This is a genomic window from Kaistella sp. CFF1-2, from assembly GCF_059509915.1.
Map to the genome: position 1 here is coordinate 184,843 of NZ_JCAKLF010000003.1, position 14,892 is coordinate 199,734.

Below are 14,892 nucleotides of genomic sequence, written 5' to 3' on the forward strand. Positions count from 1 at the left end.
TTACGTTTAATTTCCTGGTTTTCTGCCAGGACAATACTTTATTATGAAATATTTTTTGATGATGTTATCCTTTTTGGGGATGATGTCTAATGTGGTGGCGCAAGAGTATTCCGTGCGCGGGAAAGTGACGGATTTTCACAATAAATCCAATTTAGTGGGCGCGATTATTCAAGTAGGTGATGCAGAAACAAAATCCGATGAACAGGGTGTTTTTTCGATGACTGTAAAATCGGGGAAATATACTTTAAAAGTAAGTCATCCGGATTGCGATCCCTATACCGAAACGATCAAAGTGAACTCGAATCTTGATTTAAAAATCAGTTTAGAACATCATATTGATGAAATCGAGGAAGTGCATTTGTATTCCGTTCATAAAAAGAAGGGAAGTATGATTGTGAATACGTTGAAATCGGAAGATATTTCTCGAAATTCGAATGAAAGTTTAGGAAATATATTAACGAACATTTCTGGTTTGAGCGCCATTAAAACAGGGAATAATATATCAAAACCCGTTATTCACGGATTGTACGGAAGCCGAATTTCGGTGATTAACAACGGTGTGAAAATGGCGGAACAAGAATGGGGTGTGGAACACGCACCAAATGTGGATGTGAATGCTTTTGATCATATTGATGTCATCAAAGGAGCATCAGCATTGAAATACGGAAATGAAGGTGTAAGTGGCGTGGTTGTTTTAGAACCATCAATTGTTCCTAAAAAAGATACGCTTTTCGGGAAAGTTGCCCTTTCTGGAATTTCCAGTGGTCGTGGTGGCAGCGTTCAAGCTTCGGCTACAAAAGCTTGGGAAAACCAATGGTTTGTTTCGGCAAATGGATCATTTAAAAAGTTGGGTGATATCTATACGACTGATGGAACGGCTCAAAATACCGGTGCCGAGGTTCGATCGTTCAATTTTTCATTTGGAAAACGAACCTTTCTTCAAGGTTTTGATGTCTCGTATTCGGGAATTCAACAAGAATTTGGGATTTTTCGAGGTTCGCATTTAGGAAGTCCTGAAGATTTTTACCATGCCATTACGAATGGTGGAAGTCAGTATTTCGGAGACTTTTCGTACGATATTTTGAGTCCAAAACAAGATGTGGAGCATCATATTTTTAAAACTTCAGCGTACAAGCGTTTTGAAAATTTTGGAAAGTTGAGTTTGCAATATTCTTTGCAGTACAACCGAAGAAAAGAATACGATATCCGTCGTGGTGAAAACAATAATTTACCATCAATGGATTTGCGTTTGATTACGCAAAATGTTCAGTTAACGCATTTAATCGAACGTAATTCTTGGAAGTGGGAAAGTGGTTTGTCGGGAAGTATCCAGGATAATTATCCGAATCCAGACACCAAGGCAAGACGTTTGATTCCGGATTATTATCGCTATGATTTGGGTGCGTTTTCGGTTTTTCAATACCATTTGAATCCGAAATGGATGTTTGAAGTCGGCGCTCGTTACGATTTTTCACGTTATGATGCGTATAAATATTACGATGCTTCGGTTTGGAATGATTCCTATGCGGCCCTGTTTCCAGAGTTTTTTGTGAGCGAACATGACAGTCGGATTTTGACACGTCCGGTAATGAATTTTCATAATTTTTCCGCAAATCTTGGTTTAAATTATCAACCTTTTGATGCTTTGAAATTGAAATTTAATGCTTCAAAAGTCAATCGTACACCGAATCCATCGGAGTTGTTTGCGGATGGTTTACATCATTCGGCGTCAATTATTGAGTTGGGAAATTTAGCTTTAAAACAAGAAGATATTTATCAATTCAACATCAATGCGCAACTAAAATTAGATGTTTTGAAAGGATTTAATCTAGAACTGAATCCCTATTGGATGACATCTGAAAATTTCATTAATCAAGTTCCAGTTGGTGTACAAAACTCCAATCGAGGCGTTTTCCCAATCTGGCAATATCAGCAAATTGCGGCCGATATTTACGGTTTGGATGTGGATGCTTCTTTGGATTTTACGGATCAACTCAAATGGAAAGGGCAGTTTAGCACGCTTCGCGGAAAAGATCGAACGAATCAAGAAGATTTAATTTTGATGATGCCTTCCAATATGAAAAACGCGTTGGAATATGCTCCGAAATTCAAAAATTTCTATGTTCGATTGGAAAATGAAACGGTTTGGCAGCAAAAGAATTTCCCAGTTCGTAATTTCAATGTTGATTTTATCGAAAACGGAAATCTCGTTTCAAAAGAAGTAGATTACAGTACACCGCCGGCTGGTTATACACTTTTCCATATTTCAGCGGGAATGGATTTGGTGAAGAATGTGAATTTAAATTTCAAAATTCAGAATCTCTTCAACAAAAACTACCGCGATTATCTTAATAGAATCCGATTTTTTGCTCCTGAACAAGGACGAAATGTGGTTCTTACATTACAATTTAAATTTTAATCAATCAATTTTAATACAATGAAACATATAATAAAAATCAGTCTCGTTGTTTCAATTCTAGTAGTAACCTTGTTGTCTTGTCGTCATGACGGAGCACCTGAAGATATTCATGAACACGAAGAAATTGAGAAACTAGTAGTGACTTTAACTAATAAAAACGATACATCAGATAAACAGATTATCCAATACATTGGTGGGATTTCCGATAAATCCATTGAATTGAAAACGGGAGCGACGTATGCAGTAACGTTGGATTTTCAAGTAAAACACGATGATCATTACCATTCGGTGAATGAAGAAATTCTAGAAGAAAAAGAAGAACATTTTGTGACTTTTGAATTTTCCAATTCGGATGTGGAGGTAACACGTACAAATGCGGATGAGAAAAGAACGGATGGAAATTTAGTGGGAATACAAACGGAATGGAAATTTGTGGGTGGTGATGCGAACGGAAAAATAGGAATCAAATTGGTGCATATGCCAAGTTCGATTGAGCAGAACTTCCCATCAGCAACCAATCAGCAAGGGAAAACAAACGGTGGTGAATCCGACGTTAATGCTTTGATTAACTGGGTGAAAAAGTAGAATGCAACACCAAAATATAGCCTCCAATGCGAAAACCGTTGGAGGCTTTTTTATTTAACGGTTTTTAAGACTTTTAATACATGGGAATATCAATAAAATTTGCTATTTTTGCAACCTAAAATTTTCAATTAATGAACGTTACAGCGCAAAACCATGATGATGTAAGTGCTCTACTTACAGTAACTTTAGATAAGTCTGACTACAAAGACAAAGTAGAAAAACAACTTTTGAATTATGCGAAAAACGCACAGGTTCCTGGATTCAGAAAAGGAAAAGTGCCATTGAGCATGGTAAGAAGACAATATGAAGCGGGAATTGCTTTCGAAGAAATCAACAAACAAGTTTCTGAGGGGCTTAACAATTACGTAAACGAAAATAAATTGAGATTGGTAGGACAGCCTGTTCCACAACCAGTTGACGATTTTAATCATAATGCAGAGCAACTTTCTGTTGCTTTCGAAGTTGGTTACGAACCAAACTTCAGCGTTGATTTGGCTAAGTATGAAGCTCCACACTATAGCGTTGAGGCTTCTGATAAAGAAATCAACCAATCTATTGAGAACATGCAAAAAAGATTTGCAGAAAGACAAGAGCAAGAAAAAATCGGAAAAGATTCGTATGTTGCTTTAGCGGTTTCTCAAGTGGTAGAAGATGATGCAGAAGGTGAGCATAATCATGCACCAAAGAACGTTACGGTTTCTAAAGAACAAAAAGAAGCGTACGATTTGGTTAAGAAATTGAAAAAAGACGGTTCTGTAAAAGTTTCTAAAGAAGATCTTGCTGGAAACGAAGAGTTGGCTAAGCAATTAGGTTTCTCAAAAGCAGAAGCAGAACATTTACACCACAACGAGGTGGAAGTAACTGTAAAAGATATCTACGACCTTAAACTTCACGAACTAAACCAGGAGTTGTTCGATAAAGTGTATGGTGAAGGGAACATCAAGTCTGAAGACGAATTGAAAGAAAAAGTAAAATCTGAATTAGACGAATATTTCCAACAAAATGCTGATGTACACTTCGTAAACAAAGTGTTGGAGCAAATCACTGAAAAAGAAGAGGTGAAGTTGCCAGAAAATTTCTTAGTGAAGTGGTTACTTTTCTCAAACCAAAATATTCAATCTGAAGAGCAAGCAAAAGAAATTTTGGAAGCAGAAAAAAATCAGTTGAAATTCCAAATCATCGAAGGAAAGTTAATGAACGATAACGATGTTCAAATTGACTACACAGATGTATTGGCGCAAGCGGTTCAGTTGGTGAAAAACCAATTAGCAATCTACGGAATTCACCATTTATCGGATGAAGAAGTTGAAAAATATGCTGTTGAAATGTTGAAAGATCAAGAGCAAGTAAGACAAATATCTTCTGAAGTAGCGATGGCTAAATTGAAAGATGTAATCTTGGAGAAAGCGACGAAGAAAGAAACAAAAATCTCTCACGACGAATTCTTAGAAGAGCTTAAGAAATAATCCATTTTAGGATAAAATAGAAATCCGCTTCAGTTTTGAAGCGGATTTTTTTTGTTGAATATTTTTGTGAGTGAAAAATAGTTTCGGGCGCGCATTTGGCGCGCCCGAAACCTTGAAATCACTATTAAAGTAGAATTATGAAGTATAGGTATGTACGCTGTTTTGTGCTGTTGGAAGGTAATTAACGCCAAACCAACAGATTAATAAAAACACAAACGCGATAATTAAAATGTAAAAACTAGTTGAAAGACTTTTTGCTTTATGCTTGTATCGATAATGGATGTAGATGAGGTAGCCAAGCCACGTGATAAAAGCCCAAGTTTCCTTTGGATCCCAAGTCCAATAATGCCCCCAAGCTTCTTTCGCCCAAAGCGCTCCAAATAGCAAACCAAGAGTTAGAAAAGCATAGCCAATATTGATTAACTGATCCGCAATTTTAATTACGTGATCCGCACCTTGAGCTTTAAACAATCGGTACAGCCCATAAATGCTGACTGCGGCCGACATTCCCAGCATCGCATAAGCGAAAATATAGACAATCACATGCGGAATAAACCAGACACTTTGCAAAGCAGGCATCAGAGTTTTGTTCATGGAATCGGGATTGTACAAGGTGATGATTAAGAAGACGCTACTCATCAATGCGGCGTAATTCAGCATCCATTTTTGCTTATACAAAGCGTAAATGATAATTCCGATAAAACCGATGAATAGGGAATACCAAATTCTAGTTTCGGCTAATGTTCGCATGGGTGGGCGTTCTAGCTCAATCCATAAATTGACAACAAACCATGCGAGGATAAGCGTTGCAATGCTGTGTAAAACTAAAGCGATAGTTGTTCCGTGGCTCAGCTTCTTCCAGTAAATACAAACGGAAGAAATGATAAATAGAACCAAAGAAGAGTAAACGATATATTGAAAATACTGCCACATATTATTTCTTATTTTGAATCATAAATGCTAATGTTCCTGCAATTAGGATGAAAATCCCAACATAAACTAAAGGTAACCAAGGGTCATGAACAAGTTCTACAACACTTAATTCAGACCATTTCCCCATTTTATCATCGTAACTAATCTGGTAGATTTTCCAACCGTCTACTTTGATAGGGTGGTTTACTTGGATGATTCCTTCTTCAATTTTAGTTGTGTTTTTTTGATAAACTAAAACTTTAGATTCATACTCTTTGGCTTCTGGCGGAGCCATAACCAATGTTTTTCCATCGCCTAAAGGAATCGTCATTGGCGGAAATTGAAAGTTTCCTGCGGAAATCCACTGTTCTTCTTTCTTCCCGGTTTTCCGGTTTTCAACTTTGACTTTTGCGGCATTGGTTGCGCCCCACATTTTGCTTTTGGCATATTCTTTATTCCCGATGAATACGGCGTCTGGAAGATATTCAACTAAAGTAATTTTCCAATCCAACATGGTTTTGCTCGAACCGTTCTTCTCCATTAAAAAACTTACTGGTTTTTTATCAGGCAACGAATTTCCTTCTTTATCAATGATGAAAAGTTTGTTAGGATAATTTTCAATGGAAAACTTCTTCAGTTCCAAAGCTATTGGGAGTTCAACAATACGATTGTTATCGTCTTTCGCTCTCCATTCCGGTTTGTCTTTGTAAATATCCATCGTTAAACGGACCAGATCTCCTTGACCTAAAACACCAGCGAAAAACACCAAAAACAGCCCAAAATGATTAAGAATGAAGGTGAGGTTTTTCATTTGAAACACCAACGATCGTTTCAAAATGGCGAGCCATAAATTCACAAGAACGCAAAGAAAAATGACACCAAAATACCAAGTCGTGGTAATGTTATCCAATCCTAAACGATGGCCTAATTCATGGGAAGAACTGCCTTCGTGGCTGTGATCGAGGACGACACTTCCTAAAAGTATGGTGAGTAAACCTAACGTAAGTACGCTCACAATAGCGAAAGGAACGCTATTGAGTAAATTGATCCAATTTTTTTGCTTAAATAAAGCAAATATCGTCGTGAATATCACTAAGAAAGCAATCGCAAAGTAAATGTTCCCAGGAAAGGAAAACCAGCTTTTCTCGATGCTTCCAAAGAAATATTGTATCCCAAGTCCAAGCCCTAGTAATACGAGATTGATTACTAGAGATTGGATGTATTGGTTTTTATTTTTCGAATTAAACTCGAATGTCATAACAGGGTGTTTTTAGTGTTTCTTAGTTTTTTGAGACTAATCTTTTCTTCGCTTTGGCGTCTTGTATCCACTTCGGAACGACGGTGTTCAAGAAGACTTGCTTGTCTTTTCGCTCTTTCGCCATATCCAAACCGATAACTTTTTGGGCTTTACCTTTGGTGGAAATGTCGGGCATAACAAACGCTTTTGCAATCTTGTTTTTGTCCGTTAAATTGTTCATTTTGGTTTCGGCTTCCATGGCAAGGAATAAACCATCGCTTAATACACGTTGCGCTTCAATAGGTGCGTGGAAAGCTGATCCGTGAGAAGCGGTAATGAAATCCCATCTCCATTGTGATTTTCGAATCAATTCTAGAACCGGTTTCATTTGGACTTCAGTTGCACCGTTATCCCAAAGGAATTTCGCATAGAAATGCACTTTTGCTAATTGTTTTTCTAATCGATTTCTTAATGTGAAAACATAATCCTGTCTTTCATAAACGTTCTGAGCAAGAACACCTTCAGATTCTCTGTGGCAAACCTGACACGTATTGTTGATGTTTTTCAGTGGACTTGCAATATGGTGATCCGAATATTTGATTCCGCCTTCCGTTTTATATGGCATATGGCAATCGGCACAAGAAACACCACGCTGGGCATGAATTCCTAATTGGAATATTTCGTAATCCGGGTGTTGCGCTTTAATAATTGGCGCTTTACTAATTTTATGTGTAAAATCTGTGAAATTTGCTTTGTCGTAGTATTCTTCCACTTTCTCAACAGTCATACCTTCATCCCATGGGAAAGTCAGATATTTTTCGTCGCCTTTAAAATAGTATTCAACGTGACATTGGGCACAAACCAAAGATCGCATCTCTTGATGGGTTGATTTGGTTATGTCTTTTCCGCTTCTACTAAACGCTTCAATTAAAGCAGGGCGAGTAATCGTTAGATTCATCGTTTTAGGATCATGACAATCGGCGCAACCAATGGGATTTACCACTTCACTTCCTAAATCAGACCAAGCTGTTTTGTAGAAATTGGCAACGCCCATTTCGTTCATCAATCGTGGAACGTCAGGAGATTTACACGTCCAACAAGTTGAAGGTTGAGGCCCTTTATTTTCGGCATTTGGAGCGCCAGTTCTTAGTGTATGTTGAATGTCTTCAATGGCGTGCATGTGACCTCTTGGAGCCGTATAGTCTTTAGAAAACGCATAACCTGCCCATAGAACAACCATTTCGGGTCTTTGAGCAAGAAGGTCGTCGTTGTTGCTGCTCATGTATTTGGATTTGAATGTGGTGTCCGCTGTTTGTTTCCAAGAATTGTATTCTCTTTGGAAATAGTCTCCCCAGATTTCGTTTCTCGATTCAAAATCACCAATATTGGTGTTGGATTTTGAGATGTACAAAGATTCTGCTCTTCTCTGGATAATGGAGTTAGCAAGCATTCCTAAACCAAAGATCACCACGCTTACTAATGCTACGATAAACCAATTTTTGCGTTTCATATCTTTTATTTTTGTTGTTTTACATTTTTAGATTCATCTACTTTATTGAATTTCTGCAACCATGCTGGGATAGGAGAGTCGGCTAGTGGGACGCGAGCATTGGGTGCGGAACTTAATCCTCTAACATTTCCGTGCGGTACGTCGCGATGGCAGTCCCAACATAGTTTTCCATTGCCTTCATGTGCCATTGGTGCGGTTACTTGAGCTGTTTTTACAACTTCATTAAGTTCGGTGTGGCAACGAATGCAATTTTCTTGAACGACTTTTTTTCCTGGAGCTAATATTTTAATGGTTTGAGGTTCCATTTCCAAAGCGTAAATTGAAGCGTGTCGCGCACCGTCCATGGCTTTAAAGAAATAGGTTCGCGCAATATTGTCATGCGGAACATGGCAGTCATTACACGTTGTGTTTCTTCCGTGGGACGAGTGAAACCATGTGGCATATTCGGGAGCCATAATATGACAGTTAACACAGGCTTTGGGATCGTCGGAAAGATATGATCCTGCTTTCGAAATGTAAAGCGTGTAGCATCCTAATCCAATCATGATTCCCAACAGAACGGGAATAAGACTCTTTTTGAATCTGCTCTTCCGAGTTGATGGTGATGTTTTATTAGCTGACATAATAAAGGATTTATTAATCTTATTTGTAAAATTAGGATTTAATAATCACCTAAACTGCATTTCTTTTTCTAAATGAATATGATATATATCAATAGTGATATTGCTTTTATTTATAATGATAACTCACTAATTTTATAAGCGTTAAATGATTCACAATTCTTTGTTTAGAATGAATAAATTTTAGAAAATATAAAAGGAATAAAAAGTCCTAAATATAAATTTAAGGTTATGAAAAATACACAAATTTGTAGCTTGGCTGTAATCGCATTATTGAGTTCTTCTTTTGCTTTGGCTCAAACGACAGAAACTCCTGAAAATGAAATTGCCGTAACCGCACAATTACGTCCACGTTTTGAAATCCGAAATGGTGCTTACAAACCCATTGAAAAAGGACAAGATGCTGCGGTGTTAGTGAGCAATCGAGCGCGTGTGACGATGGATTATTCGTATAAATCCAAACTGAAAATTCGTTTTTCTGCTCAGAATGTGAACATTTGGGGGCAAGCAGCTCAAGTTCAGGTGAACGATCCATCAGGCGGTTTTTCGGTGTTTGAAGCGTATGGTGAGTTGGCGATTAATGAAAATTGGAGTACGAAAATTGGTAGACAAACCATTGTTTTGGATGATGAGCGTATCTTCGGTGGTCTCGATTGGCATCCTGCAGGAAGAAGTCACGATGCGATTAATGTTAGCTGGAACTCAGATAAAGCGGAAGTGAAATCCTATGTAGCCTACAATCAGAATTACAAAAACGCTGATCTGAATATCAATAATCCGAACGGAAGTTTCTTTAATCCGACGGATGCGCAACCGTATCAGCATATGGAAATGGTGCATGCAAAGTTTAAAATAGCGGAAGGTTCAAGTTTAAGTGCGCTAGCAGCGAATTTGGGTTTTCAAGCCGATCAAATGGTTAATCAACAAATCGTTTCTGGAAAGAATTACAATATGCAAACGGTTGGTTTGAATTTTAGTACGAAAAAACTAAGTTGGGAAACAGCGTTGAGTGGTTACTATCAATTTGGAAAAAACTCGAATGGTCTAGATAAGTCGGCTTATATGCTTTCTGGAAATTTTAAATATAAACCTTCTCAACCTTCATCAGTAGGTTTAGGCGTTGAATATTTAAGCGGTGATGATGTGAATAATGGAGTGGCTACCAAGTCGAATTATTTTGATCCTCTTTATGGAACCCATCATAAATTCTATGGGTATATGGATTATTTTTATGTTTCGGGACCGCAAAATCCAGGTTTGTTAGATATTTATGTGACTGGAACCTATAAATTTAATCCTAAAGCAGATTTGTATGCTGCGGTACATTATTTCGGATCTTCTGGTGATGTTTATGGTGCGGGTAAAAAATTGAGTTCATCTTTAGGTTCGGAGTTTGACTTGCAATTTAACTATCAAATTCTACCGATGGTCAGCTTATCCACAGGATATTCTATGTATTTTGATACGGAAGCAATTCGGGCGATTAAGAAAACGCCAGATTCTAAAAATATGCAAAATTGGTTCTGGATGTCCTTGAATATCAATCCGAAAATATTTTCGTATAAATTCTGAAAATAAGCTATATTTGACTATGTTTTCAAATGCAGCAGAATACGCCATCAAGGCTTGTATATGGATTGCCAACAATGCTTCGGATAAGCATTTGGTGAAGGCCGTGGATTTAGCCGAAGCTACTTCTATGCCCAAAGCTTTTATTGCAAAAATATTGCAAAGCTTGTCTAAAAAAAATATCGTAACCTCGGTGAAAGGGCCTAATGGAGGGTTTTACATTTATAAAAATCAACCTGAACTGATTTCCATATATTCCATTGTAGAAGCGGTGGATGGCAATAGTATTTTGCATTCTTGTGTTCTAGGAATTAAAGTTTGCTCCGATGCGAAACCTTGTCCAGCACACGAAAAGTACAAACCAATTCGACTTCAAATTGCTGATTTTTTGTTGAATACCAATTTAAAAGAACTAGCTGAAGGACTGAAAACGGGTCATGCTTATTTATCGATTTAGAAAAAAAATATAGTAAAAGAAAAACTCCCCAATTGGGGAGTTTTTTTATTTTCTAAATTCAATTTTCCATTGATCTGCGGCTTCGCTTAAGGTTTGATAAAACGTTTCGCCGTACTTTCTAATTAAGGGCGTTTTCAGGAATTTGTACACTGGAACTTGCAGTTCTTTTCCAAGAGCACAAGCATCACTGCAAATATGCCATTCGTGGTAATTCAACGCTTCAAAAGATGAATATTGTTGCACTCGAATCGGATATAGGTGACAAGAAATAGGCTTTTGCCAATCAATCGCACCGTCTTCGTAGGCTTTCTCGATCCCACATTTGGTGATTCCATTATCATCAAAAGTTACGTAAACGCAATCCCGATTTCCCACCATTGGTGTAACGTAATCACCGTCACTAGGATCAATTTCCCAGGTTCCTTTTTGCTCAATCGCCTCAATCCCATCAGCGGTTAAATAGGGTTTAATTTTTTCGTAAATGGAATCCAAAATCGCTGCTTCTTCTTTTTCAAGAGGAGCGCCAATATCACCTTCCACACAACAAGCGCCTTTGCATTTGCTAAGATTACAGACAAACTCTTCTTCAAAGAGGTCTTCAGAAATCAATTTATCGTCTATTTGTATCATGATCTAAAAAAAATTAATATACGTTCCCACCTTAAATAGGATTAGAGAAAGAATAATTACCCATAAAGAAACTTCTCGCATCCAATATTTCGGCATATAAGCTATCGCCCGGCTGATAATCACAGAAACGGGGAACGAAAGTAGCAATAAATATTCATGTTCTACTCCCATATACAGGATAATGGTTACCAATTGCGCCAACGAAAATACCAAGATAAACGAGTATTTGTATTTACTAGTCGGCGATTTTTCATTGAAATGTTTGAAATGCTCCCAAATTGCATAAATAATTAGTAAAACAATGGGGATCAAAAAGTATAAAGGGTAAAAATCTTGGGTCGGAACAAACTTTCCAAAAGGAATATAAGCGCCGTCCCACGAATTTGAATTCAAATAAAAAGCGATGCTTAGATAACTAATAGCAATTAAAAACATCCCAAAAAACAATCGGAAAAGATTAAGATAAATGCGATCCGAAGTAGATATTAAGTGGATAATTACAAAGACGATTAACGGCCAAGTTGTTGGCAAAAAGATAAAGTTGATTGCCAATAAAGAACCAATTAAAAGGTATTGATTTTTATTACTTTGATCTTCAATATTCGTTAAAAGAAGTATAATAAAGGAATTGGTGAATAACGAAATTGCAATTCCAATATCTAAACTACCAGGATAAAGAGCGAAAATAAAAAACGTATAGATGAAAAGTGGGACATGACTCTGGTAATTCAGGTTTATTTTGTTGAATAAAAAATATCCCAGGGCAATTCCTGCAAAAGTAATAATGGCTGAAATAGCATTTATTGTATTGAAATCCAGAACGTTAAATGTGATTACTATAAAAAGCAAAAAAACAAGATAAACCGGTATCGAAAAAATATTGCTTTCCTTTGAAAGTAATTTGAACATTTTTATTAAATTTGTGCAAAGTTAATTTAAAAAAGAAAATAATGACAGCTTTCTGGTTATTCTTAGGTGGAGTTTTTAAATGGTCTTTCCAATTTTTCGAGCTTTTCGGAAATGTTTTAAACTGGATTCTGTTTATCGTAGCTTCTGTTTTATTTATTTATTGGTGCGTAGTTCTAGTTAAAGATCTTGGAGGAGATGAAGATAAAGACTATTATTCGCCAACAGCTGGAAAGTATCCTTATTACGATCCCAAAATCTACAAAAAAGACTAAGGTTAATTAATTGATAAAAACCATAAAAAAAACCGTTCATTTTTTGAACGGTTTTTTTATGCTTTACTGATTTTAATCTTCGTACGTTGCATCGTGAATTGGCAATACCAATACAGGAATTGGCGAAGACTTGGTTAATGATTTGGTTAAACTTCCAACAAATACATCGTAAATACCACTTCTTCCATGAGATCCCATTACGATATAATTCGCTTCTTTTTCTTTTGCATATTCTAAAATTAAATCTTTGGCAATTCCTTGCTTCAATAGATGCTCACAATCTACACCTTGCGCGATAATGCGTTGTTCAATTGTGTTTAGACGGATGAGCTCTTCTTTAATCTCGTTTTGCTCTACTTCTGGGAAATACTGAAATCCCATATCTCCTATTGCAAACCCAATATCAGAGGGTGCAACATGTATCATGCAAATCTTACCATTTACTTCTTTAGCAAATCTTACGGCTCCTTCTACAAGTTTATCGGTCGTTTCACCGAAATCCACTGGCAATACAATATGTATCATAATCTTGGTTTTTATTGTTTCCTAAATTTACGATTTATTTTTTGGATCGTCAATTATCACAAGATGCTTTTCGTCATTTTTAATGGGATTTAACAAAGAATTTGGGCAACAATTCCAAATTTTTAATAAATGCCGTTAATCTTCGTTAAAATTCGTTTCTATGCTTTAAGAAATGATTGCAGCACGAGAATTAGAGATAATTTTGGCAGCAAATAGGTTGTATGAAGAAACTTTTATTTTTTGTTTTTCTAATTTGCTTCAGCTTGGCTTTTTCGCAAACAAAAGTCGTTATAGGGACAGTTTTTTCTGTTGATGGTGTGCCTTTAGCGGGAACTTTGGTGATTAACTTACGTACCGAGCAAAAAACAGGCACCAATCAAGAAGGTTTTTTTCTTATTGAAGCTTGGGAAGGAGACGAGTTGCGTTTCGTTCGTGGAGGATTCGAAAGAAAAGAGATTGTTGTCACTTCAGACTTGCTGAAAAGCCCTTTACGACTTTCCTTAAAACCTATGGAACAATTGATTCCGGAGGTTGAAATTGGTTTTAAACCTTCTGGTAACCTACGTAAAGATATCGCCCGACTTGAAACGAAATACGATCGACAAGTTTCTAGCCTTAATTCCGGACTTAATTCCTATATGCGAACACCGCCAACAGAAGTCATGCCTTCGAACAAGGCTCCTTCTGCTTTCCGTGGTCCAGATTATAGTGCGGGACAAATGGATGTTGGAAAAGCGATTGGCGCATTGGTTTCTTTATTTAATAAAGCCACAAAAGAAAAACCCAAAGGTGTTGATTTTAGCGATCGGGAGAAGTTTTTTGTAAAAATAAAAGCGGCAATTGACCTAGATCTATTTGCTAATATGGGGTATCGAGACTATGATTTGGATCGACTAATTGCGTATGCTGATAAACGCTATTCTTTAACGAAAACCTATCATCAGAACTTTAATATAAACGCTATAGTTGGTTATTTGAAAATGGCTGCGATGGATTTTAAAAAACTGGAAAAGAAAGATGCGAATCCATTGCCTTAGTTCCTTCGTTTTTCTATTTGGTTTTAGCTTAATTTTTGCGCAAACTTCTTTAGTTGGAAAAGTTTTTTCCGTTGATGGTGATCCTGTAAATGGTGTAGAAGTGCATAATTTGAGTCGAAAAACGATGGTAAAAACTTCTCAAGACGGGAGTTTTGCAATCGATATTTCTTTAAATGATGATATTCGTTTCGTGCGGAAAGGATATGAACGATTGGATTTATTGGTTAATTCATCTCACTTAAATTCGGAACTCATTTTAAAACTTAAACCCTATTATACTCCTATTGAAGAAGTGAAAATTGGGTATAAAGTCACTGGTAATATTTCAAAAGACTCCAAACGTTTTGGCGATTCGGAAGAATTGAATGAAGCAAAAATTGAATTAGGGCAATACATTATGAAAGAGTCGGCTCCAAGTGTTATGGCAAGGCGTCCTGATCAATTTGTACAACCTGTAGGGCCTGGATTTAGTATGGGCGGAGGCGGTGTCTTAAAATGGGATGATACAATGTTGCTGCAAGAGCTTGTTAATGCTTTGACCAAAGATTATTTTCTCAATCAGATGGAACTGAAGGAAACTCAGATTGAAGCTTTTATTCGATATGTTTTTATTGGATTTGATCGACGGGATATGTTAAAATACGGCTTCATATCAACTTCAGATTTAATGAGATTCGTAACGAAAGCCGATAAAGATCTTGCAGGATTTAAGAATTTTAAATTAAAGTAAACCACATTTTAATA

Annotated in this window: 15 protein-coding genes; 8 read left to right on the top strand and 7 right to left on the bottom strand. The window is 36.8% G+C overall.

Translation table 11 applies throughout. The features are described 5' to 3' along the window. Nucleotides 1-58: 58 nt before the first annotated feature. From AC5XHR_RS10100 to AC5XHR_RS10110, 3 genes are all read left to right on the top strand, one after another. Nucleotides 59-2,419, top strand: a complete 2,361-nt coding sequence (locus AC5XHR_RS10100) for a TonB-dependent receptor (protein ID WP_495950665.1) — start codon at nucleotides 59-61, stop codon at nucleotides 2,417-2,419. Nucleotides 2,420-2,437: 18 nt separating this feature from the next. Next, the gene (locus tag AC5XHR_RS10105; RefSeq protein ID WP_495950666.1) at nucleotides 2,438-3,004 is read left to right on the top strand and encodes a hypothetical protein; all 567 of its coding nucleotides are present in this window, start codon (nucleotides 2,438-2,440) and stop codon (nucleotides 3,002-3,004) included. A gap of 131 nt (nucleotides 3,005-3,135) precedes the next feature. Further along, nucleotides 3,136-4,470, top strand: a complete 1,335-nt coding sequence (locus AC5XHR_RS10110; protein ID WP_495950667.1) for a trigger factor — start codon at nucleotides 3,136-3,138, stop codon at nucleotides 4,468-4,470. Nucleotides 4,471-4,605: 135 nt separating this feature from the next. On the opposite strand, the gene ccsA is transcribed toward AC5XHR_RS10110, so the two are convergent. Genes ccsA through nrfH form a run of 4 tightly spaced genes read right to left on the bottom strand, consistent with a single transcriptional unit; the run spans nucleotide 4,606 to nucleotide 8,752 of the window. Next, nucleotides 4,606-5,403, bottom strand: a complete 798-nt coding sequence (gene ccsA, locus AC5XHR_RS10115; protein WP_495950668.1) for a cytochrome c biogenesis protein CcsA — start codon at nucleotides 5,401-5,403, stop codon at nucleotides 4,606-4,608. A gap of 1 nt (nucleotide 5,404) precedes the next feature. Beyond that, nucleotides 5,405-6,640 carry a cytochrome c biogenesis ResB family protein gene (locus tag AC5XHR_RS10120; protein ID WP_495950669.1) on the bottom strand — a complete coding sequence of 412 codons (1,236 nt, stop codon included), beginning with the start codon at nucleotides 6,638-6,640 and terminating at the stop codon, nucleotides 5,405-5,407. A gap of 22 nt (nucleotides 6,641-6,662) precedes the next feature. Further along, nucleotides 6,663-8,129, bottom strand: coding sequence for an ammonia-forming cytochrome c nitrite reductase (gene nrfA / locus AC5XHR_RS10125; RefSeq protein ID WP_495950670.1), 1,467 nt, complete (start codon nucleotides 8,127-8,129; stop codon nucleotides 6,663-6,665). Between the two features lie 5 nt (nucleotides 8,130-8,134). Then, complete coding sequence (gene nrfH, locus AC5XHR_RS10130; protein WP_495950671.1) at nucleotides 8,135-8,752, bottom strand: cytochrome c nitrite reductase small subunit; 618 nt, start codon at nucleotides 8,750-8,752, stop codon at nucleotides 8,135-8,137. A gap of 228 nt (nucleotides 8,753-8,980) precedes the next feature. On the opposite strand from nrfH, the gene AC5XHR_RS10135 reads away from it, so the two are divergent. Together AC5XHR_RS10135 and AC5XHR_RS10140 are read left to right on the top strand one after the other, a co-directional pair. Then, nucleotides 8,981-10,321, top strand: coding sequence for an alginate export family protein (locus tag AC5XHR_RS10135; RefSeq protein ID WP_495950672.1), 1,341 nt, complete (start codon nucleotides 8,981-8,983; stop codon nucleotides 10,319-10,321). 19 nt (nucleotides 10,322-10,340) lie between these two features. After that, nucleotides 10,341-10,775, top strand: a complete 435-nt coding sequence (locus tag AC5XHR_RS10140) for an RrF2 family transcriptional regulator (RefSeq protein ID WP_495950673.1) — start codon at nucleotides 10,341-10,343, stop codon at nucleotides 10,773-10,775. A gap of 45 nt (nucleotides 10,776-10,820) precedes the next feature. On the opposite strand, the gene AC5XHR_RS10145 is transcribed toward AC5XHR_RS10140, so the two are convergent. Both AC5XHR_RS10145 and AC5XHR_RS10150 read right to left on the bottom strand, forming a co-directional pair. Next, nucleotides 10,821-11,405: a DUF3109 family protein gene (locus AC5XHR_RS10145; protein WP_495950674.1), complete on the bottom strand. Its 585-nt coding sequence runs from the start codon at nucleotides 11,403-11,405 to the stop codon at nucleotides 10,821-10,823. Between the two features lie 3 nt (nucleotides 11,406-11,408). Next, nucleotides 11,409-12,314, bottom strand: a complete 906-nt coding sequence (locus tag AC5XHR_RS10150; protein ID WP_495950675.1) for a DUF6427 family protein — start codon at nucleotides 12,312-12,314, stop codon at nucleotides 11,409-11,411. A gap of 41 nt (nucleotides 12,315-12,355) precedes the next feature. Here AC5XHR_RS10150 and AC5XHR_RS10155 point away from each other — a divergent pair, with 41 nt between their 5' ends. Beyond that, entirely contained in the window at nucleotides 12,356-12,586 is a 231-nt protein-coding gene (locus AC5XHR_RS10155; protein WP_495950676.1) for a DUF6341 family protein, read from the top strand. Nucleotides 12,587-12,658: 72 nt separating this feature from the next. Here AC5XHR_RS10155 and AC5XHR_RS10160 read toward each other — a convergent pair whose 3' ends face one another. Further along, entirely contained in the window at nucleotides 12,659-13,111 is a 453-nt protein-coding gene (locus AC5XHR_RS10160; protein ID WP_495950677.1) for a universal stress protein, read from the bottom strand. Nucleotides 13,112-13,332: 221 nt separating this feature from the next. Between AC5XHR_RS10160 and AC5XHR_RS10165 the strand changes: the two genes are divergently transcribed. Both AC5XHR_RS10165 and AC5XHR_RS10170 read left to right on the top strand, forming a co-directional pair. Then, a complete protein-coding gene (locus AC5XHR_RS10165; protein ID WP_495950678.1) occupies nucleotides 13,333-14,148 on the top strand; it encodes a peptidase associated/transthyretin-like domain-containing protein in 816 nt (271 codons plus the stop codon). Continuing rightward, a complete protein-coding gene (locus AC5XHR_RS10170; protein WP_495950679.1) occupies nucleotides 14,129-14,878 on the top strand; it encodes a hypothetical protein in 750 nt (249 codons plus the stop codon). Before AC5XHR_RS10165 ends, AC5XHR_RS10170 begins: the two co-directional genes overlap by 20 nt. The last annotated feature ends 14 nt before the right edge of the window (nucleotides 14,879-14,892 follow it).